Annotated in this window: 17 protein-coding genes, 1 tRNA gene and 1 riboswitch; of the genes, 5 read left to right on the forward strand and 13 right to left on the reverse strand. The window is 64.3% G+C overall.

The features are described 5' to 3' along the window. Positions 1–45: 45 nt before the first annotated feature. Complete coding sequence (locus tag KFO72_RS09490) at positions 46–1791, forward strand: FAD-dependent oxidoreductase (RefSeq protein ID WP_060599726.1); 1746 nt, start codon at positions 46–48, stop codon at positions 1789–1791. A gap of 117 nt (positions 1792–1908) precedes the next feature. On the opposite strand, the gene KFO72_RS09495 is transcribed toward KFO72_RS09490, so the two are convergent. Both KFO72_RS09495 and KFO72_RS09500 read right to left on the reverse strand, forming a co-directional pair. Beyond that, entirely contained in the window at positions 1909–3156 is a 1248-nt protein-coding gene (locus KFO72_RS09495) for a glycosyltransferase (protein ID WP_082433719.1), read from the reverse strand. A 96-nt stretch (positions 3157–3252) separates the two neighbouring features. Then, positions 3253–4761: an O-antigen ligase family protein gene (locus tag KFO72_RS09500; protein WP_060599728.1), complete on the reverse strand. Its 1509-nt coding sequence runs from the start codon at positions 4759–4761 to the stop codon at positions 3253–3255. Between the two features lie 396 nt (positions 4762–5157). On the opposite strand from KFO72_RS09500, the gene KFO72_RS09505 reads away from it, so the two are divergent. Then, a complete protein-coding gene (locus tag KFO72_RS09505) occupies positions 5158–6303 on the forward strand; it encodes an acyltransferase family protein (protein ID WP_054928865.1) in 1146 nt (381 codons plus the stop codon). An 87-nt stretch (positions 6304–6390) separates the two neighbouring features. Next, positions 6391–7716: an acyltransferase family protein gene (locus tag KFO72_RS09510; protein WP_225031954.1), complete on the forward strand. Its 1326-nt coding sequence runs from the start codon at positions 6391–6393 to the stop codon at positions 7714–7716. A 57-nt stretch (positions 7717–7773) separates the two neighbouring features. On the opposite strand, the gene KFO72_RS09515 is transcribed toward KFO72_RS09510, so the two are convergent. Continuing rightward, on the reverse strand, positions 7774–9033 hold the full coding sequence (locus KFO72_RS09515) for a glycosyltransferase (RefSeq protein WP_054928863.1): 1260 nt from the start codon (positions 9031–9033) through the stop codon (positions 7774–7776). 270 nt (positions 9034–9303) lie between these two features. On the opposite strand from KFO72_RS09515, the gene KFO72_RS09520 reads away from it, so the two are divergent. Next, on the forward strand, positions 9304–10551 hold the full coding sequence (locus tag KFO72_RS09520; protein ID WP_054928862.1) for an oligosaccharide flippase family protein: 1248 nt from the start codon (positions 9304–9306) through the stop codon (positions 10549–10551). Continuing rightward, positions 10551–11618 (forward strand): glycosyltransferase, encoded by a 1068-nt coding sequence (locus KFO72_RS09525; protein ID WP_225031955.1) that lies wholly within the window; start codon positions 10551–10553, stop codon positions 11616–11618. Before KFO72_RS09520 ends, KFO72_RS09525 begins: the two co-directional genes overlap by 1 nt. A 57-nt stretch (positions 11619–11675) precedes the next feature. Here KFO72_RS09525 and KFO72_RS09530 read toward each other — a convergent pair whose 3' ends face one another. From KFO72_RS09530 to ydfG, 10 genes are all read right to left on the reverse strand, one after another. Continuing rightward, the gene (locus tag KFO72_RS09530) at positions 11676–12836 is read right to left on the reverse strand and encodes a glycosyltransferase (RefSeq protein WP_054928860.1); all 1161 of its coding nucleotides are present in this window, start codon (positions 12834–12836) and stop codon (positions 11676–11678) included. 560 nt (positions 12837–13396) lie between these two features. Continuing rightward, positions 13397–13472 (reverse strand) — tRNA-Lys (locus tag KFO72_RS09535). A 218-nt stretch (positions 13473–13690) separates the two neighbouring features. Next, positions 13691–14440 (reverse strand): tol-pal system protein YbgF, encoded by a 750-nt coding sequence (ybgF, locus tag KFO72_RS09540; RefSeq protein WP_054928859.1) that lies wholly within the window; start codon positions 14438–14440, stop codon positions 13691–13693. Positions 14441–14455: 15 nt separating this feature from the next. Beyond that, positions 14456–14965 (reverse strand): peptidoglycan-associated lipoprotein Pal, encoded by a 510-nt coding sequence (pal, locus tag KFO72_RS09545; protein WP_007584951.1) that lies wholly within the window; start codon positions 14963–14965, stop codon positions 14456–14458. A gap of 19 nt (positions 14966–14984) precedes the next feature. Then, positions 14985–16277, reverse strand: coding sequence for a Tol-Pal system beta propeller repeat protein TolB (gene tolB / locus KFO72_RS09550; RefSeq protein ID WP_054928858.1), 1293 nt, complete (start codon positions 16275–16277; stop codon positions 14985–14987). 116 nt (positions 16278–16393) lie between these two features. Beyond that, positions 16394–17416, reverse strand: a complete 1023-nt coding sequence (tolA, locus tag KFO72_RS09555; RefSeq protein ID WP_054928857.1) for a cell envelope integrity protein TolA — start codon at positions 17414–17416, stop codon at positions 16394–16396. Further along, positions 17413–17859, reverse strand: coding sequence for a protein TolR (gene tolR / locus KFO72_RS09560; RefSeq protein WP_036002958.1), 447 nt, complete (start codon positions 17857–17859; stop codon positions 17413–17415). Before tolR ends, tolA begins: the two co-directional genes overlap by 4 nt. Positions 17860–17869: 10 nt before the next feature. Continuing rightward, positions 17870–18547 (reverse strand): protein TolQ, encoded by a 678-nt coding sequence (tolQ, locus tag KFO72_RS09565; RefSeq protein WP_007584943.1) that lies wholly within the window; start codon positions 18545–18547, stop codon positions 17870–17872. A 165-nt stretch (positions 18548–18712) separates the two neighbouring features. Beyond that, positions 18713–19183 carry a tol-pal system-associated acyl-CoA thioesterase gene (ybgC, locus tag KFO72_RS09570; RefSeq protein WP_225031956.1) on the reverse strand — a complete coding sequence of 157 codons (471 nt, stop codon included), beginning with the start codon at positions 19181–19183 and terminating at the stop codon, positions 18713–18715. A gap of 122 nt (positions 19184–19305) precedes the next feature. Next, complete coding sequence (ydfG, locus tag KFO72_RS09575; RefSeq protein WP_060599732.1) at positions 19306–20052, reverse strand: bifunctional NADP-dependent 3-hydroxy acid dehydrogenase/3-hydroxypropionate dehydrogenase YdfG; 747 nt, start codon at positions 20050–20052, stop codon at positions 19306–19308. 211 nt (positions 20053–20263) lie between these two features. Next, a riboswitch (ZMP/ZTP riboswitch) is annotated at positions 20264–20378 on the forward strand. The last annotated feature ends 137 nt before the right edge of the window (positions 20379–20515 follow it).

Raw genomic sequence — 20515 nt, forward strand, 5'->3', positions numbered from 1 at the left:
GCGGCCGTACAAGGTACGAACAGAACACAAGCTGGGGAGCAGGGGATGTTTATCGATACCCGCAGTGTCGAGCAGGGCGTCGCTGTGTCGACGACGGTATGCATCATCGGGGCAGGTGTCGCGGGTATCACACTCGCGATGGAACTGGAACGCGCCGGCATCGACTGCTGCGTGCTCGAAAGCGGCGGCTACAAGGCCGACGACGAAACGCGCGATCTCTATCGCGGCGAGAACGTCGGCATTCCGTACACCTTCGCGGATGGGTGCCGCAGCCGCTACCTGGGCGGCAGCAGCAATTGCTGGGGTGGCTGGTGCCGTCCGCTCGATCCATGGGACTTCGACAAGAAGGATTGGGTCGCGCATAGCGGCTGGCCGTTCGGTCTCGAGGAACTCGCGCCGTACTATCTGCGCACGCATGCGCTTCTCAAGCTCGGCCCGCACAATTTCGATCCGGCGTGGTGGGAGCAGCAGATCAACCGGCACGACGTGCGCCGCTATCCGATGATGTCGGGCAACGTGCGCGACACCATTTCGCAGTTCAGCCCGCCCGTGCGTTTCGGCAAGGTGTATCGCGAGGTATTGCGGCGCTCGGACCGCGTGCGGGTGTTTCTGTATGCGAACGTCGTGAACATCGATACGGATGCGCAGGCGTCCGAAGTCACGGGCGTCGATGTCGCGACGCTCACGGGCAAGCGCATTCGCGTGAATGCCAAGGTCTTCGTGCTGGCGACGGGCGGCATCGAAAACGCGCGGCTGCTGCTGGCGTCGAACAAGGTGCAGGCAGCGGGACTCGGCAACGGACACGATCTGGTGGGCCGCTTCTTCATGGACCATCCGCGCCTGATGACGGGCACGGTCAAGTTCACGAAGGAGTGGTCGCGCAACAAGCTGTACGACATCAAGTATCACTATCAGAACGCCGCCGTTGCGGCGCACGGCACGCATATCTCGTCGCAGTTCGCATTGACGCACGACGTCATCAAGCGCGAGAAGCTGCTCAATTCGCGCGTCTGGTTCTTCTCGCGTTTCTTCGGCGAAGGCAGTGCGGGATCGGAGGCGTTGATCCGCTGCCGCGAGGCGCTGCATCGCAAGGAACAGCCGGGCCGCGTCGCGCGCGACGACTATTTGACGATGGCCGCGCATCCCGTCGATACCGTCGGCTTCGGTCTCACGCGTCTGCTGCAGTTGCGCGCGCTGATCTCGGACGTGAAGCTGCAGGCGATCGTCGAAGCGGAGCCGAACCGCGACAGCCGCGTCACGCTGTCGGACCGCAAGGATGCGCTGGGCCTGCCGCGCGTGAGAGTCGACTGGCGGCTCACGGAGCTGGTACAGCGCACGTTCGACCGCACGTTCCAGCTGCTCGCCGACGAACTGAAGATGATGGGCGTCGCCGAAGTCGAACTCGACGAGCCGCTGCAGGGCCGTGCGTCGTTGCCGGCGAAGCTCGAAGGCACATGGCATCACATGGGCACGACGCGGATGCACGATTCGCCGCGCGAAGGCGTGGTGGATCGCGACTGCAAGATGCATGGCGTGAGCAATCTGTACGTCGCAGGAAGCTCGGTGTTTCCGACGGTCGGCGCAAACTTCCCGACAATCACCATTTCAGCGCTCGCGTTGCGGCTGGGCGAGCATCTCGCGCAGCGGCTGGGCAAGCCCGATACGGCGACGGTTCTGCCCATCGGCGACGCGGCGGGGAGCCTGCGGTTTGGCGTGTCGAATGCCGAATTGGGCAAGCTCCCGATCGCCGCGCAGTCGCTGGTGCGGGCGGGGGGGAATGAGGCGATGTGAGGGCTTCGATACCCGCGACGACGCACACGTAACGATAAAAATCCCGCGATTCGCATCGCGGGATTTTTCATTGGCGCCTTCGCAACGTCTGGCAATGTGCGAAAGCGCAAGGCACGCTCAATTCACCGACGGCTCCCTCTGCGCCGGCACTTTCCTCGGCATCGCACCAGGCGTATTCTGCGGCGACTGCTGATCGGCGGCGCGAGGTGCGGCGGCAGGTTGCGGTAGCAGCAGCGCAGTCAACGAATCGATCATGCTCTCGATGCCGAAGCGCGCCTCGAATGTCCGGCGCGCCTGCTCGCGCATGTTTCCCTTCGCGGCGGCATCGAGCGAATGCCAGTTCAGCAGATTGCGCTGCGTGCCGTTGATCGTGTCGCTCGATACGAAGCCCGCGTGGTCGTTCTCCACTTCGCGCCATACCCCGACCTTGTCCGACAGCAGCACGGGCAGGCCGCACGCCAACGCTTCCGCCACGGCCACGCCGAAGTTCTCCTGATGCGACGGCAGCGCGAATACATCGCTCGCATAGAAGGCGCCCCATTTCAGATCGCCCTGCAGCATGCCCGGCCACGCGATCCGCTCCTCGATCCCGCAAGAGCGCGCGAGCGCCTGCAACGGCCGCTGCCAGCCCGTCGCGTCGGGACCCGCAATCACCAGATGCGCCTCGGGGTCGCGCTGCGCGTGGTCGGCGAATGCGTGAATCAGCAGATCGCAGCCCTTCTTTTCGTGGATGCGCCCGAGAAACAGCACGATCCGCTTGCCGCGCAGGGCCGGATACGTGCTCAGGAACGCTTCGCGCAACGCCTGTGCATGCGGCGGCGGCGGGTTGGTGCCGAACGGCACGACCCGTTCGTTCGCGCGATACAGCCAGAACGACTGCCGCGCCAGCAGCCGCTCTTCTTCCGTCGTGAAGATCACGGCGGCCGCGTCGCGCAGCACGCGATATTCTGCCCACGGCCAGTAAGCCCACTTCTTCAGATGCTTGAGCGGGTAAGTGCGCTTGAAATACGGGTCGAGCATGCCGTGCGTGTACACGTAGTACGGCACCTTCGACGCGCGCAGCGCCCGCCATGCGCCGAAGCCATGGTATTGCCACAGTCCATGCACGATCACGGCATCGAAGCGCTGCGCCTCGCGGCTGAGCCACGGCACGAAATCGGCCGTGAAGCCGTAGTAGTTTCGTCCCGGACCGAGCGCATGCACGGGCAACGGGAAGTCGCGCACATGCGGCGCATCGGCAGCATCGAGCGACGCGACCTCGACCTCGTGACCCAGCGACGCCATCGCGACGCCGCTCTGTCGTACACCCTCAGTCGGCCCGCCTGCCCGCGGGTCGACTGTCGAAAGTAGATGAAGAATTTTCATTGGCGAATACACGGCGTAGTGCGAAAAGGACCGGCGCAGCCGGGCGATGAAGCGCGAGGCAATCCGCGTGATGCACGACATGCGCCGCAGCGCACGTCACGCGGACGCCGGCATGCCTCGCTGACGCAGATCGCGCGTGCGGTCTGCGTCGTACGGTTCTGACCCTGTTGCGTCTTTCAGCGCGCCTCGCGCGGCGGCCGACGCGAACGGCGCGGGGCGGGGCGGCTGGGCGGGCGGTCGGGTCGGCGGTTTCTGCGCGACGGCTGTCGCGCGTGCCGACGGCGGCGGCCCCACCGGCGCCACTTTCAGGCGCGTCTTCGCGTCCAGCTGCCGATGCAAACGGCAATACGTCGCGACCGTCAAACCGAGGGCGACGCCGAATACGAGCCCCGAGAAACGCGGGCCGAGCGGATTGCCGCCGATCGACTGGGCCGGCAGCGCGGCGAGCAGCAGGATCGAGCGGCCGAACACGGGCAAAAGCGGCGCACCGGGACTTTTCGCGCGCCATCGCCGGTAGGCGAGCGCGCAGTGCCCCAGCGTCACCAGTACCGCGAGCGGCAGCGCGAGGCCGAACAGCAGGCCGCCCGCGAACAGCTGATAGATCCAGAAGTTGTGGCCCGCCGCCCATTCGCGGATCGCGTAGAAGTCCTTTTCGCTGATCTGGCCCGCGAGATCGGGCAAATATTGCGGCGAATAGCGGTAGTAATGGCCGTACCCCTCGCCAAGCAGCAGCGATTGCGTCGACGACGTGACCTGGTCGAACTGGTCCTTGATTTCGGCAAGACGCGTGATCGTCGTCGGGTCTTTGCCCGTCTGCGTATTGGAGGCGGCCGTGAAGCGCTGCATCCAGTGTTCGCTGACGGACGGCATGCTCAGTACGGCGAGCGCGCCCATCGCGCCGAGCAGGACGCTCACGATAAACGCGCGTATGGCCGAGCGCACCAGATAACGGAGCGACGGGGCGCTCATCCACGCAGCCATCATGAACAGCAGCACTGTGCCGACTAGCAGGCTGCGCGTCACGCTCAGCAGCTCGACGAGCACCGTGCCGAGAAACACCGCGAGCATGAACGGCGAAAAGCGCCGCGCCAGCACGAACTCGTGCAGCAGCACGCCTTGCAGCCCGAGCAGCGTCACCGAGACGATACGAAAGCGCACGTCGGCGATGCCGCCCATGCCGCCGCCCGTCGCAATGCCGAAGACGAACGTAAAGACCAGACAGATCAGATTCGCCCAGAACAGGGCCTTTTCCATCTGCCCGATGCGGTTCTCATGCCACGGATGGCACGCCATCGCATAGCCGAGCAGAAACAGCAGAAACGGCAACACGACGCGCAGATAGTTGCCGAAATCGTTGCCTTGGACGAGTTGCGAGATCAGGCTGCCGGGCACGCTCAGCGCGAGGCAAAGCGTGACGAAGCGGCGCAACGGCGACGCGTCGCGAAAACGCGGCGCGATGAAAATCAGCGCGAGCGCGGCTGCGAAAGTCGGCGCGACGAGCAGGATCTGCGCGGCGTGGCCCGAGTCCGCGTCCGGTGCCTTGTAGTCGAGCGCGAGCGGGCACAAGCACATCCAGATCCACAACGTAGCGTACTTGTTGCGCATCGACGATTCTCCCTCTCCCGGTGCGATATGTTCATCGTGGCAGGGCGGCGCACGCCACTGTTCAGTCTGAATATAAATGGAGCGCCTTGTGCGAAGTCCGGAGCAGGCGTAATACGCCTGGGTTCTGGCGGGGTCAAACGATGCGCCAGAAACGTCCGGTAGGACGGTTCCGTGCGCGCGGCCAGGCTGTCCGATAAGGGCAGCAACTTGGCGTACGGGCGCGCGGCCGAGCAAGCAACATGGTTGGAATATCGTGCGCAAAGTGCCAGTTCAAGCATGCGTGGATCGCATCGAACGCGCCGGGCACTGAAGGCACGGATGATTACGAAAGGCAGTGGCTCTCCGCGTGGCGGCTCACAAACAAAGACCAGCAAACGACGTCGAAGGGGAACAGGCATGAAGCTATTCGGCAGCGCGCAATCGATGATGCGAGGCAGGTCGGTCGAGCTCGACTTCGTGCGCGGCATCGCGATCATCGCGGTAATGGGCTATCACTTTCATGTGAATCAGACAGGCAGCGCGCTGATCTCGATCATCGAGTATCCGCTCAAGAGCTTCGGCCGAGAGGGCGTGAATCTGTTTTTCACGCTGAGCGGCTTTCTGGTCGGCGGGCTGTTGCTGCGGCAATATGCGGAGACAGGTCACATCGACGCGCGCCGCTTTATCGTGCGGCGGATGTTCAAGATCTGGCCTGCTTACTACGTGCTGATCCTGTTTCATTCGATTGCCGGCCGCCATCCGCTGGACACATTCCTGTGGCAGAACCTGACGCACCTGCAGAACTACTTTGGCACGTCGATCGCGCAGACGTGGAGCCTCGCCGTCGAAGAGCACTTCTATCTGTTCCTGCCCGCCGTGCTGCTGCTGTTCGCGCGCTGGAAGATGCGCGCCGGATCGATCGTCAGCGTGCTCGGCGGGATCTGCGTGATCGTGCTGATCGCGCGTTGCCTCGAAGTCGCGGGCGGCGATTTGCAGGCCGCGTTCTTCTATACGCAGTACCGGATCGACAGTCTGCTGTACGGCGTGATTCTCGCCGCGATCTACTGGATGAAGCCCGATATCTATCAAGGCATCGCGAAGCGCACGGGTTGGCTGCTGGCCATGGTGGCCGTGCTGGTCGCATGGCTCGTGCTCGCGACGAAGCATGAGCCGCTCGATGAAAGCATCGGCTACACGATTCAGGCAATCGGCTTTTGCGCGTTCATCGTGCTGATGCTCGAACACTCGGGCAAGGTGCGCGATTCGCGCGTATATCGCGCGGTGGCGTGGCTCGGTGTGTACTCGTACGGCATCTACCTGTGGCATTCGCTTGCGCTCGCGCCCGGCGACATCGTGATCCGCAAGGCGACGGCGCTCGGGTTGCCGCCCGCCGCGATCTGGTTCGTCGCACTGGCCGCCCAGGCTGCTGTCGCGATCATCGCGGGCTACGTGATGACGCGCGCTGTCGAGTACCCGTTCCTGCGGCTGCGCAATGCGCTGTTTCCGGCCAGGCGCAACGCATCGGTGCGCGAGGAAATGCCCGTCGGCGGGCAGCTGTCCTGATTCCGGCCCATTCATCGCAGCAGCGTGCTGCACGCGTCGCGTGCGCGCAGGCGAGCGAAGCATCCGGCTCGCAAGGGGAGGATTTGCGTGAGCTTCACAGGAACGCTGACATGGCTTGACCGCATCGGCAGCCGCTGCGTGGAGCGGACCCGCGCGCGCGCGCCGGGGGCTGCGCATCCTGCCGCGCACGCAGCCCCGGTCGCCACGGCAGCGAACGCGTCCGTCTGCAAGGCCGCGTCGCACGATGAAGCTCGCGTCGCCGCGCTCGACGCCGGCCGCGCGTTCGCCATCGTCGGCGTGATTGTCGTGCATCTCGCGCTTTTCATGCCCGCGCTGCCTGCGTGGCTGCAAGCCGTGTCGGATATGGGGCAATACGGCGTGCAGCTGTTCTTCGTCATCAGCGCCGTCACGATCATGCTGACGCTCGAAGAAGAAACCAGGCGCTTCGGCGACGACCGCTCGCTGATCGCGCGGCGCTTCTACATCAAGCGCTTCTTTCGCATCGCGCCGCTTTACTACGTCGCGATTGCTGTGTATTCGCTCGGCAATCATCTGGCGGGTCGCTTCGATACGCAGGTCACGGCGCCGCATGGCGTGGCCGATGTCGTCGCGAATCTCGTCTTTATCCACGCCTGGGTGCCCGGCGCCGTGAATACGGTGGTGCCGGGCGGCTGGTCGATCGGCGTGGAGATGTGCTTCTATCTGTTCGCGCCGCTCATCTTCATCGCCACGCGCACGCGGCGCGGCTTGTGGCGCGCCTCGCTCGCGCTGCTGGTGATCAGCGCCGTCGCGCTGACCGCGGGCGCCTGCGCCGACGACGTCTGCACCGTCGAAAACAACTCGTTCCTTTACTACTGGCCGCCGACGCAACTGCCGTGCTTCGTCATCGGCCTGATGCTCGCGCGCTATGGCAAGCGGCTTCTGTTGCGCGACGGCGTGAAGCTGTCGATGTTCGGCATCGCGTGCACGCTCGCCGCCTGCGCGGTCCTGCTCGCGCTGCTGTACGTGACGGGTTCGGGACTTGGTCTTGCGCACTGGCTCGCGCCGACAGTCGCCGCGTGCGCGGCGGCCGCGTTGCTGCTGCTGCTCGCGCAACTGCCGCGCAGCTATCCGGGCGCGCGAATCGTCGCCGCGTTCGGGCAAAACAGCTACGGGTTGTACATCTGGAGCTTCGTCGTGATTCTGGTCGTGCGCGTTGCGTTGAAGACACCGCTCGATGCACTCGACCATCGCGTGCCCGTGCTCGGTTTCATGATTGCCGCCGTGTTCGCGTGTGGCGCGAGCTATGTGGCCGCGCGGATCAGCGCGGCGCGCATCGAGCGGCCTTGCGCGCAATGGGCGCGTCAGGTGCTGCTGCCGCGCGTCGCGCGCGCGAAACGGATCGAGCGGGTGAGCAGCGAAACATCGGATTGAGCCGTGAGCCCGTACGCAGGCTGACAAACGGGATCGCCGCTCAAATTGCGCGCCGTATCAGACGCGCGTTTCGATGGCGGCCGTGATCGTCTGGCGCAGCGTTTCCTTGAATTGACCGAGCGTGTTGCGTGCGAGCAGATGATCGAGGGGACGTTGGTGCCTGTCGCCACGCTGCCATTGCGCGGCGACTTCGCCGAGCGCGTGCGTGATCGACGCCGCCGACAGGTCGTCGAGACACGGCCCGAGTTGCCCGCCGCGGCAGAACCAGCCGATCAGGCCGTCACTCGTTGCGATCACGGGCTTGTCGAAGCGATACGCCTGCACGAGCACCCCGCTCATCCCGTAGTGGCCCTTGTAGCCGAGCCAGACGACGTCGCATGCGGAGAACAGATCGCGCTCCATCTCGTTCGAAATGAACTGATCGAGGATCACAGGCGCGGGTTTCAGGATGGGTATGAACGCGCGCATGAAGCCGCGCACTTCCGGGTCCTGTTCGCCGGCGAGCAGGAGCGTCGGCGCGTCTTTCATGCCCGCCAGCGCTTCGGCGAGCTCGCAGATGCCCTTGCGTTCGCTGATCGAGCCGTAGACGAGCAGATAGCGGCCAGCGGGATCGAGCCCGAGACGCTCGCGCGCGACGAGGGGGTCTTCGGCCTTCGCATCGGGGAACGGATCGGCGACGTATTCGACGGATGCGCCATGCTTCGGCGTCGCACGGCCGACCCATTCGGGCAATGTCGGATCGATCGACAGCAGCGCGCGCAGGCCTCTCGTATGCACCGCGCGGCGAAACAGCAGCGACTTCAGCGTATTGACGAGCGGCCGCCCCGGCGTGCGCACGCCGACTTTGCGGTGATGGAACGTTGCGCGCATCGTGATCGCGATCCACGGCGTCTTGCCGAACGGCGAGCCGAGCAGCGGCAGCGCGTGAAAGAAGTAATCGACATACGGCACGACGACGAGACGCACGCGCTCCGCACGCTTGACCGAGTCGTAGGCGAGTTTGAAATAGGCATGAAACCGGGCGTAGCTGAAACGTTTCAGGCCGCGGCTGTGACGCCGGCTTTCCGTGTCGACGAAGGCGATTTGCAGGTCTTCGCGCCTTGCCGACATGATCTCGCGCGCGAGCCGATGATCTTCGTTCGAGTTCTCGGTGACGACGAGCACGGGATAGCCGGCCTCGAGGCAGGCCTGCGCGATCCACTCGACATAGCGCCACCGGTGCCCGGTGAAATTGGGCTCGATGATGACGACATAGCCGAGTCTCGCAGCATCTGCGATGGGGGCTTCAACGGACACGAGATGGGTTGCGCGTTCCATGGCGATTTAAGGAGCAGCCTTGCGCTCACCTTAGCATTACGTCTTCGGCGCGAACCGACATTTTCGCCAATTGTTTGGCGACAACGGACAGTCAGAGGGGGAGGGTTGCCGAATCTGACTGGCAGATGGCGTCCGTGAGCGGGTGCGGCGGGTTACCTTGAGGGACGGCGTGCGTGAGCTGTCGGACAGGTTGTGTCTGCGGCACGCATGGTATGCCCGACGGGTTGAGGGCGGTGAGGCGCTAACTCTGATCGACACTGGAGAAAAACATTGCGGACGATGAGGCTACCGGCGTTTTCGTTCAGGGCAGGCCTGGGTTCGAGCGCGGCGACATGGGTGCTGTTGCAGCAGGTGTTGATGCGCGGGCTCGTTGCCGTCAAGTTTCTCGCGATCGGCCGCATTCTCGGGCCGGAGGCGATCGGCAGCGTGAGCGTCGCGCTGCTCGCCGTCGCGATTGCGGAAGCCATGTCGGATACGGGCCTGTCGCAGGCCGTCATCCAGGGGCAGGCCGCGCCGACACGCGATGAACTCGGCGCTGTCTGGACCACGCTGGCGACACGCGGCGTGGTGATCGGCGCGGCCCTCGTCGCGATTGCGCCGCTGATGAACAACCAGTTCCATCTCGGCGGCGCGCTGCTGCTGTTGCAACTGGCCGCGTTGTTGCCGCTGTTGCGCGGCATCGCATCGCCCGCCTATTACGTCGTGCAGCGCGAGCGGCGCTTCCAGCACGTCGCGATCATCGAGGTTTCGGCGGCGTTCGTCGACTGCTGTTGCGGGCTGGCGCTCGCGCTGGCGGGCGCGGGTGCGTACTCGGTGCTGCTCGGGATGATCGTCGGCGAGTCGCTGAAGACGTCCCTCACGTGGATCACGATGAAACCGCGTCCGCCTATCCGCCTGCGCTGGTCGGGTATCGGTCATTACATTGGCTTTAGCCGCTGGATCTGGGCGGGCAGCGTCGTCAATCTGGTCCTCAACCAGTTCGACAAGGTGGTGGTCGGCAAGCTGCTCGGCCCCGCGCAACTCGGCGCGTATCAGATGTCGTCGCGGCTCGCGCAGATGCTGCTCGCGGATGCCGCGATCGCGATGTCGCAATACCTGTTTCCGACCTTCGCCGCGCGCCATCGCGCCGATCCGCATGCCGCCGCGCGGCTCTTCAGACGCTATATCGGCGTGATCGCGCTGGGGCTGGTGGTGGTCGTGATCGTGCTGCGGCTCGCGGCGCACTGGCTCTTCGCGCTGATACTCGGCCCGGCCTGGCTGCCCGCCGTGCCGCTCTTCAAGATCTTCGTGATCAACATGGCGATCGGCGCGCTCATTGCGGTGCTGGTGTCGTATCTGCGGGCCGTCGGCGATGCGAAGGCGACGACGCAGGCGTCGGTGATCCAGGTGTTCGTGCTGCTCGCCTGCGTGCCGCCGGCGACGCATTACTGGGGCGTCACGGGTATCGCCTGGGCGATGACGCTCGGCCTGAGTTCGGCGGCTGCCTGGATGACCTATCGCACCGCGAGGGTGATGTGATGCGGATACTTCATCTCGTGCTGGAGCCGCGTCTGTCGGGCGCGGAAGTGCTGGCGAAGGATCTCGCGATCCATCAGCAGCGCGACGGCAGCGTGGTCGGCGTGACGGCGCTGTTGCCCGAGCGGCCCGACTTCGCGCCGTTCACGCGCGAGCTGGAGAGCCACGGCGTCGAGTGCGTGTTCCCGACGAAGCGCCCGAGCCTGCCCGGCAAGCTGATGCATCTGGCGGGCGTGCTGCGGCGCTTTCGGCCCGACGTCGTGTTCGCGCATGCGACGATCCCCGCGTTCTATGCGCGCGCGCTGCCGAGCAAGGTGCCCGTCATCTACGTGATGCATTCCGCCGTCAACGATTTCGAGCGCAAGCTGTTTCGCAATGTCGAGCGCGTGCTGTCGTCGCGGGCGCGGGCGGTGATCGGCGTCTCGCCTGCGAACTTGCGGGACTATACGGACTGCGTCGGCTCGCATCCGCTGTTGACGATGATCCCGAACGGCGTGGACATGTCACGTTTTGCATTCGACGACCGGCCGGGCCGGGGCGATGCGCCGCCGCAGATCGTGCAGATCGGCCGGTACACGTCCGTGAAGAACCAGCTGCAGACGGTGCATGCGTTTCGCGAGGTCGCGGCGCAGGTGACGGATGTGCGGCTGCAGTTGTACGGCGTGGTCGAAGACCCGGCTTATCTGGCCGCGATCGAGGATCTGGTGAAGAAGCTCGGGCTCGAAGGCCGGGTGCGTGTGGATGGTCCGCATACGGACGTGAGCGGCGTACTGCGTGCGTCGAACGTGTTCGCGATGCCGTCGCGCTCGGAAGGGCACAGCATTGCGTTTCTGGAGGCGCTGGCGTCGGGGATTCCCGTCGTCGCGAGTACGATCGCGCCGTTCCAGTTCGCGAAGACGCTGCCTTGCGTGCAACTCGTCGATACCGATGACACGGCCGCCTACGCCGCCGCGCTGCTGGGGGCCCTGGCGCAGCCCAAGGTGCCGAGGTCGCTGGCGGGCTTGACGCTGCAGGATACGGCGCAGCGCTATCTGGCCGTGGCGCAGCAGGTGATCGGCGCGCGGGCTTAGGTTGGCTTGCCAGGAACGCGAGATGAAAAGGTGCCGAGGGCTTTGTTCAAGGCCCAGTCAAGGCTTCAGCGACGCGCGAACGATCTCGGCCAGCTTTCTTCCGAGGGTCGGCGAATTCAGCTGCTGATACTTCGAGTAGGCGGCGGCGCCCGCCGCGCGCATCATTTCGGGCGACATCGTCCACACCCGCCGCAGCGTGTCAGCGAGCGCATCGACGCCGCCTTCGCGCGGATAGAAGAACCCCGTGCTGCCTTCTTCGACATAGCCCGGCTCGGGGCCCATATGCCGCGGTAGCTCGTCGTGAACGAGCGGCGGCAGGCTCAACCCGAACATGTGGACCACGCTCAGGCCCGCCGCCCCCGGATAGCAGCCGATGCGGCAAAGCCGGCTGATCGCCGCGATGCGGCTTTCGTCGAATACCGGTCCGTACCAGATGACATAGTCGCGGTCGCCGTACACGCGCTTGAGCTGCGCGCTGTGCTTGCCGCCGCCGACCAGGTGCAGCGTGATCTGATGATCCTCGCTGCGCAGACGGCCGACGGCCTCGATCAGCGCGCCGACGTTCGAGTCGTCGCGCAGCCGGCCAAGAAACAGGATGCCCGTCTCCTTGCCCGACTTTTCGGCGGGATCGACGGTATGTTCGACAGTCAGCGAGTTATCGGCCACGATCAGTTTCCCTGAAGGACAACCGACGCTTTCCAGCGAACGCTTGGACGCGTCGGTGTAGCAGATGTACTGCGTCGACAGCGCGACGGCGATCCGGTAGCACAGCGCGCGGATCATGCCGACGTCTTCCTCATGCCGGTACAGGCCCTGACCATGGATCAGGACGGGAATGCGCATCGCGCGACCGGCCATCAGCGCGAGCCAGAGCGACAGATAGCGGATGTCCGCGAACATCAGCACGGCAGCAGGGCGCTCGCGCACGATTCTTCCGACGACTTCCCGCTGCATGTTGATGCCGGGCGAAAAGAAGTGGCTGATCTGCGTTTCGACGAACTCCTCGCAGGCGGGGTTCTCCCGCAAAAAGCCGTTCGATTCCATCCCGGCCGAACTGGCAAAAAGCTTGACCGAAAAGAGCCGGTTCAACGATTCGACGACCTCCATCCGGTAGTGCGCGATCAACGGCTGCACGTAGAACACGGTCCGCTTGTCAGCGGCCGCCGTGCTTTTTCCCAGCGACGCAGTACTCCAATCCGTAAGCAGTTTGTCGGTCACCGGATCAACCCTTTTCAGGTTAGAGATGCGCTGATGATTGAAGGTCGGTTGGATTATGCAGTAGACAATTCGCTTACGCAGATTAATTGGCTGAAATTGACTACGGAGAAGGGTTTATTGTCGGGAAAATACTATTCTTTTTGAATTTCGATTGGGATATGGCTGAAACGGTGCGTGCAGGTTATCGCGATGCATGCGTCTGGTGCAGGCCAGGCAAGGGTTTGACGTCGGAATTGAGGTGTTGGGTATGGCGCAACGAGCGGTTTAAAAGATATTGTTTGGCGGCGACATTCGGATTTAATTAGCCTTTTTATTGGCTGTAAATGACGCTCCGCATTTGAATCTATCCCGTAATTTTGGCGTAGTCTTAATGGGATGAAATTCGCAGTGGGTAATTTTTTCGTGCGGAATGACGCGGCTGGCAGGTAGCTGGCAGGGCGAATGCGTTGACCGGACGCGTTGACGGCGGGGCGCTGAATGGCGGGCGGCAGTCGATTGGCATGACAAAACGGCCGCGGGAAAAGAAAAGGGCCTAGCCGAAGCTAAGCCCTTAAATCTTTTGGTAGGCCGTACGGGATTCGAACCTGTGACCAACGGATTAAAAGTCCGCTGCTCTACCAGCTGAGCTAACGACCCAAAAGAGAAGCGGAATTATATCGGCCGAGCCAAAACGTGTCAACCGACGCGGGCCGACCAACGAGCGATCCACCCAAAAAGAAAAGCCCGGAACGGTGAAGTCCCGGGCTTTCCGGCGAGAGGCGCGCGTATCGGTTATCAAGCGTCGACACTGCGCGTTTTACTGCATTCAGCACACCGACATGGCAGACGCCCGGCTCATGCCGGACGCACAAACATCACTTGATCTGCGAAAGCTTGCTTTGCGCCGATTGCGCGACATCCGAGCCGCCGTACTGCGCGACGATCTGTTCGAGCGTCTTCTTCGCGGCGGCCTTCTGACCTTGTTCGAGCTGGTTGTTCGCGATGGCCAGCAGTGCTTCCGGCGCCCGCGGATGCTGCGGATACTTCTGCACGACGCCTTGCCATACGGCCGTCGAGCCCTTGTAGTCGCGCAGCGCATAGAGCGCGTTGCCGAGCCAGTACTGCGCCGTGGGCTGATACGGGCTCTGCGGGTACTTCGCGATAAAGCTGCGGAACGAGTTCGCGGCGTTCTTGAAGTCGCCGCTGCGGAACTGCTGCGAAGCCGCGTTGAACGCGTCCGTTTCACCCGGCTGCACGGAGCCCTCGACGCCGTCGACCGTCTGCTGCTGCGGCTCGAACTTCTTCAGACGACCGTCGAGGTCGGTGTAGTAGTCCTTCTGCTGCTTCTGCAACGTGCCGACCTGGTTGGCGAGGTCCTCGTTCTGCCCGCGCAGCGTCGCGACCTGCTGGTTCAGCTGGTCGAGACGGTTGGACTGATCGAGGATCGTGCGTTGAGCCGCTGACAACTGGCTCGACAGACTCTCGGTCTTGGTGCGTAGATCGAGAATCGCCTGGCGAGCCTGATCGTCGTCGAACATGCCTGCATGCGCGGGCAGGGCCATCACGGCCGTTCCCGCGACGCAGGCGGCTGCGGCCATGCGCAGCCAGGAGAAACGGGGCGTCATACGGCTTGTCACCTATTACTGTTGATAGACGAGGTCCGCGCGGCGGTTTTGCGCCCACGATGCTTCGTCATGACCCGTAGCTTGCGGCTTTTCCTTGCCGAGGCTCACAGCTTCCATTTCCGAATCCGGAACGCCCAGCAGCGACAGCGAACGGCGAACAGCTTCAGCACGCTTCTGGCCGAGTGCCAGGTTGTATTCGCTCGTGCCGCGCTCGTCGGTGTTGCCCTGGATCAGGACGTGACGTTGCGGATGGCTCTTCAGATACTGTGCGTGTTGCTGCAGCAGCGGCTGGTAGTCGTCCTTGACCGAGTAGCTGTCGAAGTCGAAATAGATGCTGCGCTTGGCCAGCGGGCTATTCGGATCGTTCAACGGATCGACGTTCACCGTGGCGACATCGTTCGGATTAGGCTGCGCGCCCGTCGCGCCACCCTTGTTGGCGTTTTCGTCGAGCTTGACGCCCGAATGACATGCAGCCAGTGCACCGACCATACCTACGGCAAACGCGATACGAAGTTTGGACATCATGCTTCACTCTCCTTGTGTGTTATTGCATAAACGGGCCCCAGGAAGGCTCGCGTACGCTGCCTCCCTGAACGGACAGGACCTGCCGCGTCCGACCATCGGTCGATACTGCGGCCAACACGCCACGGCCGTTCACCTGAGTGGCGTAAAGAATGTACTGACCATTCGCCGCGAAGCTTGGCGATTCGTCATGTGTGGTGTCGGTGAGCGCCGTCGCGACGCCCGACTGCAGATCCTGGATATACAGCTTGAAGCCCCCGCCCGTGCGCGAGATGTATGCGAGCTGCTTGCCGTCCGGGCTCACGCGCGGACTCGTATTGTAGTTGCCCGTGAAGGTCACGCGCTGCGCGCCGCCTGCGGACTCGCCGCCGGCCGGCATCTTGTAGATCTGCGGCTGACCGCCACGGTCGCTGGTGAAGTAGATCGACTGGCCGTCAGGAGAGTAAGACGGCTCGGTGTCGATCGCGCTGCCTTGCGTGAGGCGGCGCAGGCCGCTGCCGTCCGCATTGACGGCGAAAATCTGCGTGTTGCCGGTGCGCGACAGCGCGACGGCGAGCGTGCGGCCATCGGGCGACCATGCGGGCGCGCTGTTGTTGCCCTTCTGGTCCGACACGACGACGCGGCGGCCGGTGGGCAGGTCGTGGATGTAGACGATCGGCTTCTTCTTTTCGAACGATACGTACGCGACCTTCGTGCCGTCCGGCGACCATGCCGGCGAGATGATCGGCTCGGGGCTGGAGAGGGCGATATGCGCGTCCTGGCCGTCGGAGTCGGAAATCTGCAGCTGATAACGGTTGCCCGTCTTGATCACGTACGACAGGCGCGTCGCGAACACGCCGCGGCCGCCCATCAGCTTCGCATAGATGTAGTCGGCAACCTTGTGCGCGCTCATGCGCAGGCCGCTTTCCGGGCTAACCAGTTCAAGGCCGCCGAGGCTTTGCTGGTTGACGGTGTCGTACAGCTTGAAGCGCACCTGGTACTGGCCGTTCGGCAGCTTGGTGACACTGCCCGCGACGAACGCGTTCGCGCCTTTCGCCTTCCATGCGCCGAGATCGACGGAATCGCCTTCGGAAACGGGTGCGCTGCCGGCGTCGATATTGGTGAATTTACCGCTGCGCTGAAGGTCCTGGCGGACGATCGTGCTGATCTGCTGGGGAGAATTGGCCTCGTTGGCAAAATTTGCCGTGGCGATCGGGAACTGGGTGGACCCGACGCCCGTCACGAGGACGTTGAGTTGTGCATGGGCGGCACCGCCAGCGGCGATCAGACACGATGCGACGAGCGCTCGCAGGCCTAGCTTGGTCATCAAACTCATTCTGTATAGGTTCCCCAAAAACGAATTGCTAACACTTCACGACTACAAACAGACCGGCCTACGCAGATTTCGTTCCCGGTCCACCCGCGACAGCGTGCGAAACGGAAACGCCTGCGTCAGGCGGCCGGACGCAGCGTGATCGTAAAACTGCCGGGCGTCTTGCCGTCGATGTCCTGCGGCATCGGATCCGACCGCTGGACGGCCCGCAGTGCGGCGTCGTCCCACGCCTGGTTCCCGCTGCTGCGAGTGACGGTCGCGCTCAGCAGCGTGCCCGTCGGCGAGCAGCGCACGGAGACGACCGTTTGCAGGCCCGATGTATCACCCGACCAGATGATGTTCGGACGCACGCGGCGCTGAACCTTCTCTGCATAGCCCGGCGACGCGGCGTTGCCGCCCGCGCCGCTGCCCGTGCCGCTCTTCGCGAGGCCGTTGCCCGTCGAGCCTTCGCCGCCCGCCATGCCTTGCAGCGCGGCGAGGCGCTGACGCCGTTCCGCGTCGACCTTCTGTTTCGCGGCTTCGGCGGCCTGCGCGGCAGCCTTCGCCTTGGCGGCCTTCGCCGCGTCAGCCTTGGCCTGCGCCTCGGCTTGCGCCTGCTTCGCTTCCTGTTCCTTTTGCTGTTCCTTCTGCTCTTCCTGCTGCTTCTTCAACTGCTCCTGCTTCTGCTGGGCGAGTTGCTGCTGCTTGAGCCTGTCGGCCTGTTGCTGCTGTTGCTGCTTGAGCTTCGCGGCGGCGGCCGCTGCTGCCTGGTCGGCGGCGAGCTGCTGCTGGCGTTTCGCCTCGGCTTCCTGCTGGGCCTGCAACTTCTGCTGGCGCTGCTGCTCGGCAAGTTCAGCCTGACGCTGCGCTTCCTGCTGCTTGCGCTTCTTTTCCTGCAGCGCGATATCGGCCTGTTCGTCGCTGACCTGCGGCGCGGGCTTCACGGGCGCGGGCGGCGGCACGACGGGACGCGGCGCCGGCACGTCGGGCACTTCTGTCCACAATTCGGCTTCGGCGCCCGCGGGCGTGCTGTTCTGCCAGTGGATGCCGTGATACAGGAAGAACCCCAGCAGCACGTGCATCAGCGCGGCGAGCGCGAACGCGCGCCACGTGCCGCGCTCGCGCGGCGGTCGAAGCGGGTAGGCGTTTTTCTGGCGGGTCATTGCGATTTGACGAGCAATCCAACGCGCTTGACGCCACGAGCCTTCAGGTCGGACATCACGTTCATCACGACTTCATACTTGACGGTCTTGTCGGCGGCGATCACGACGGGCTGGTCGGGATGCGAGGCCTGACGGTCGGTGACGAAGCTGCGCAGATCGGCCTGCGTCATCGTCTCCTGTTGCGTCGCGCCCGCGTCGTCCTTGTACTTGACGTTCATGTTGCCGTCCGCCTTGATGTTGACGACGACGGGCGGCGTCTGCTGCTGCGGCGCGGCGCCGCCGACAGTCGGCAGGTTGACGATAGACGGCGCCACCAGCGGGGCCGTCACCATGAAGATCACGAGCAGCACGAGCATCACGTCGATGTACGGGACGACGTTGATGTCGGCCATGGCGCGGCGCGAGCGGCTGCCGCGCATGCTGGAACGGACTGAACCGGCCATCGTGGACTCCTTAATGGGCCTGGCGTTGCAGGATGTTCGAGAACTCTTCGATGAAGGTTTCGAAGCGGATCGCGAGGCGGTCGATATCGTGCGCGTAGCGGTTGTAGGCGACCACGGCGGGGATCGCGGCGAACAGGCCGATGGCCGTTGCCGTCAGCGCTTCGGCAATGCCGGGCGCGACGTTCGCGAGGGTGGCCTGCTGGACGTTCGCGAGGCCGCGGAACGCGTTCATGATGCCCCACACCGTGCCGAACAGACCGATATACGGGCTGACCGAGCCGACCGATGCGAGGAACGCGAGGTTGGCTTCGAGCACGTCCATTTCGCGCTGGAAGGCGGCGCGCATGGCACGGCGCGCGCCGTCGAGAATCGCGCCCGGATCGTTGAGACGCTTTTCCTTGCCTTTCAGAAACTCACGCATGCCCGACTCGAAAATACGTTCGAGCGCGCCGATCGTGTGACGGTTGTTCGCGGCGCTCTGATACAGCGCCTGCAGGTCGCCGCCCGACCAGAAATCGCGTTCGAAGCGCTCAGTCTGCGCCCGCGCGCGGCGAATCGCAAACCACTTGCGGAAGATGAAAGTCCACGACATCAGCGACAGCAGCAACAGCAGCGCCATCACTGCCTGCGCCAGCAGGCTCGCGTTGAGAACGAGGGAAATGATCGACAGATCTTGTGTAGTGTTCATAGAGGTTCGTTGTAACGTCCCGGGTGCGGCGTCCGGCTGCAAGGTGGGTCGAAGCGTTCGGTTGGCATGCTGTTGGCAAACCGGAAGCTTCGGCGGGTTCTTCGCCGAACCATGCTTGGTCTTGTTGTGACCGTTACGAGTTCACTGTCCAGCTAACAACGACGCTCAGATACTCGCCGTTGACACGCTGGGACCCGGTTCGCGCCGCAATGCGGCGTGGACCGGCGGAGGAATGGCGGCCGGCTTCATCGATTGCGAGTCGACACAGCCGACGCGGATCGTGCCCGTTGCCAGCAGCGTGTCGTCGCGCCAGGCTTCCTGAGCGAAATCCACCGATGCGCGGCCAAGCCGCTCGATCCGGCTGACGATGCGCAGCATGTCGTCGAGCCGGGCCGGCGCGCGATAGTCGAGCGCGGTGCTGCGCACGACGAACAGCGCGCCCGTTTCATCGGCCAGCTTGCGTTGATCGACGCCGCACGCGCGCAGCCATTCGGTGCGCGCGCGCTCGAAAAACTTCAGGTAGTTCGCGTAAAACACGATACCGCCGGCGTCGGTGTCTTCGTAATACACGCGAATCGGCCAGATAAAGCCGATTTCCGCGCCGGACTGACTGTCAGACATATTCATGGCGCGCATTTTACCGGAACGCAAAAGCGCGCCGCATTTTCGGGCACTTTCGTGCCTGGTCGCGTTCGGCCTGCACGACGGGCGCCGCGCCGGTGTCGCACGGTCCAGCCGGCGCGGCGCGCCCGCGAAACCTAGCCGCGGTGGATGTTCAGGCCGGCAAACGACTGCGCAACGGGCATCAGCTCGATCGTATTGATGTTGACGTGCGCGGGGCGCGTCGCGATCCAGTAGATCGAGTCGGCGATGTCTTCGGCCGTGAGCGGCTGGACGTTCTGATAGACGCCTGCGGCTTTCTCGTCGTCGCCGCGGAAACGCACGTTCGAAAACTCGGTGCCGCCGCACAGGCCCGGTTCGATGTCCGTCACGCGAACGGGCGTGCCGTGCAGGTCGGCGCGCAGGTTCAGGCTGAACTGGCGCACGAACGCCTTGGTCGCGCCGTACACGTTGCCGCCCGGATACGGCCACGTGCCCGCCACCGAGCCCAGATTGAACACATGTCCGCGGCTGCGCTCGATCATTCCCGGCAGGAAGGCGCGCGTGACCTGCACGAGGCCCGTGCAGTTGGTGTCGATCATCGTCGTCCAGTCGTCGAGCTCGGCGCGTTGCGCGGGTTCGAGCCCGAGCGCGAGGCCGGCGTTGTTGACGAGCACGTCGACGGCGGCAAAGTCGGCGGGCAGGGCGTTGGGGACGGCTTCGACAGCTGCGCGGTCGCGCACGTCGAGCTCGAAGGGCAGGAGGTTCTCGCCGAGTTCGTCGGCGAGTGCCTGCAGGCGGTCCTTGCGGCGCGCGGTCGCGACCACGCGATGGCCGCCCTTGACGAAAGCCCTGGCGATAGCGGCGCCGAACCCTGCGGACGCGCCGGTGACGAACACGATCATTGCTGTTCCCTGGTCGGTGAAGAAAGGCCACAAGCCTACTTCCAATGCGGCGATGCGGCAAGAATGACCCCGCCGCGCGAAGGCACGTTCGGGCGGGCTGCCGGGCAGCCGCTGCCGTGGCTGGGCGGGGCTTCTGGCTGCCGTGGCGGCGCGCTGGCGGGAGCGGTTGCCTCGGTTGCCTATTCGACCCGGTTCCAATAAACTAACGCGCTCACCCCTGCGTGACTGGCGATAGAACCCCATGCTGTCAAGCCTGACGGGTTCAAGGTGGAGCGTCCCACCGTGAAGCGCAGGGTGCCGTTTTGCCGTTCGCCTGGGCAGCCATGTTTCGCGCGCGCCGTCGTTTGCGCTGCCGGTGGTTGTCCTGACTCGCGTGTGCGGCACCTCCTTCATACGCCACGTCAAGGCTCCCACCATCAGCGGTGGCCAGCAGTGCTGCGTACCTAATACGCTCCCGGCACAC

The sequence above is a fragment of the Paraburkholderia sp. XV genome (assembly GCF_020177535.1).
GTDB classification, from domain to species: domain Bacteria; phylum Pseudomonadota; class Gammaproteobacteria; order Burkholderiales; family Burkholderiaceae; genus Paraburkholderia; species Paraburkholderia caribensis.

Coding starts and splice junctions, on each gene's coding strand:
- KFO72_RS09495 (WP_082433719.1), bottom strand. CDS start 3,156: ATGAAAATTCTTCATCTACTTTCGACAGTCGACCCGCGGGCAGGCGGG.
- ybgF (WP_054928859.1), bottom strand. CDS start 14,440: ATGACGCCCCGTTTCTCCTGGCTGCGCATGGCCGCAGCCGCCTGCGTC.
- KFO72_RS09490 (WP_060599726.1), top strand. CDS start 46: ATGTTTATCGATACCCGCAGTGTCGAGCAGGGCGTCGCTGTGTCGACG.
- tolB (WP_054928858.1), bottom strand. CDS start 16,277: ATGAGTTTGATGACCAAGCTAGGCCTGCGAGCGCTCGTCGCATCGTGT.
- KFO72_RS09525 (WP_225031955.1), top strand. CDS start 10,551: ATGCGGATACTTCATCTCGTGCTGGAGCCGCGTCTGTCGGGCGCGGAA.
- tolA (WP_054928857.1), bottom strand. CDS start 17,416: ATGACCCGCCAGAAAAACGCCTACCCGCTTCGACCGCCGCGCGAGCGC.
- KFO72_RS09500 (WP_060599728.1), bottom strand. CDS start 4,761: ATGCGCAACAAGTACGCTACGTTGTGGATCTGGATGTGCTTGTGCCCG.
- tolQ (WP_007584943.1), bottom strand. CDS start 18,547: ATGAACACTACACAAGATCTGTCGATCATTTCCCTCGTTCTCAACGCG.
- tolR (WP_036002958.1), bottom strand. CDS start 17,859: ATGGCCGGTTCAGTCCGTTCCAGCATGCGCGGCAGCCGCTCGCGCCGC.
- ydfG (WP_060599732.1), bottom strand. CDS start 20,052: ATGATCGTGTTCGTCACCGGCGCGTCCGCAGGGTTCGGCGCCGCTATC.
- ybgC (WP_225031956.1), bottom strand. CDS start 19,183: ATGCGCGCCATGAATATGTCTGACAGTCAGTCCGGCGCGGAAATCGGC.
- KFO72_RS09505 (WP_054928865.1), top strand. CDS start 5,158: ATGAAGCTATTCGGCAGCGCGCAATCGATGATGCGAGGCAGGTCGGTC.
- pal (WP_007584951.1), bottom strand. CDS start 14,965: ATGATGTCCAAACTTCGTATCGCGTTTGCCGTAGGTATGGTCGGTGCA.
- KFO72_RS09515 (WP_054928863.1), bottom strand. CDS start 9,033: ATGGAACGCGCAACCCATCTCGTGTCCGTTGAAGCCCCCATCGCAGAT.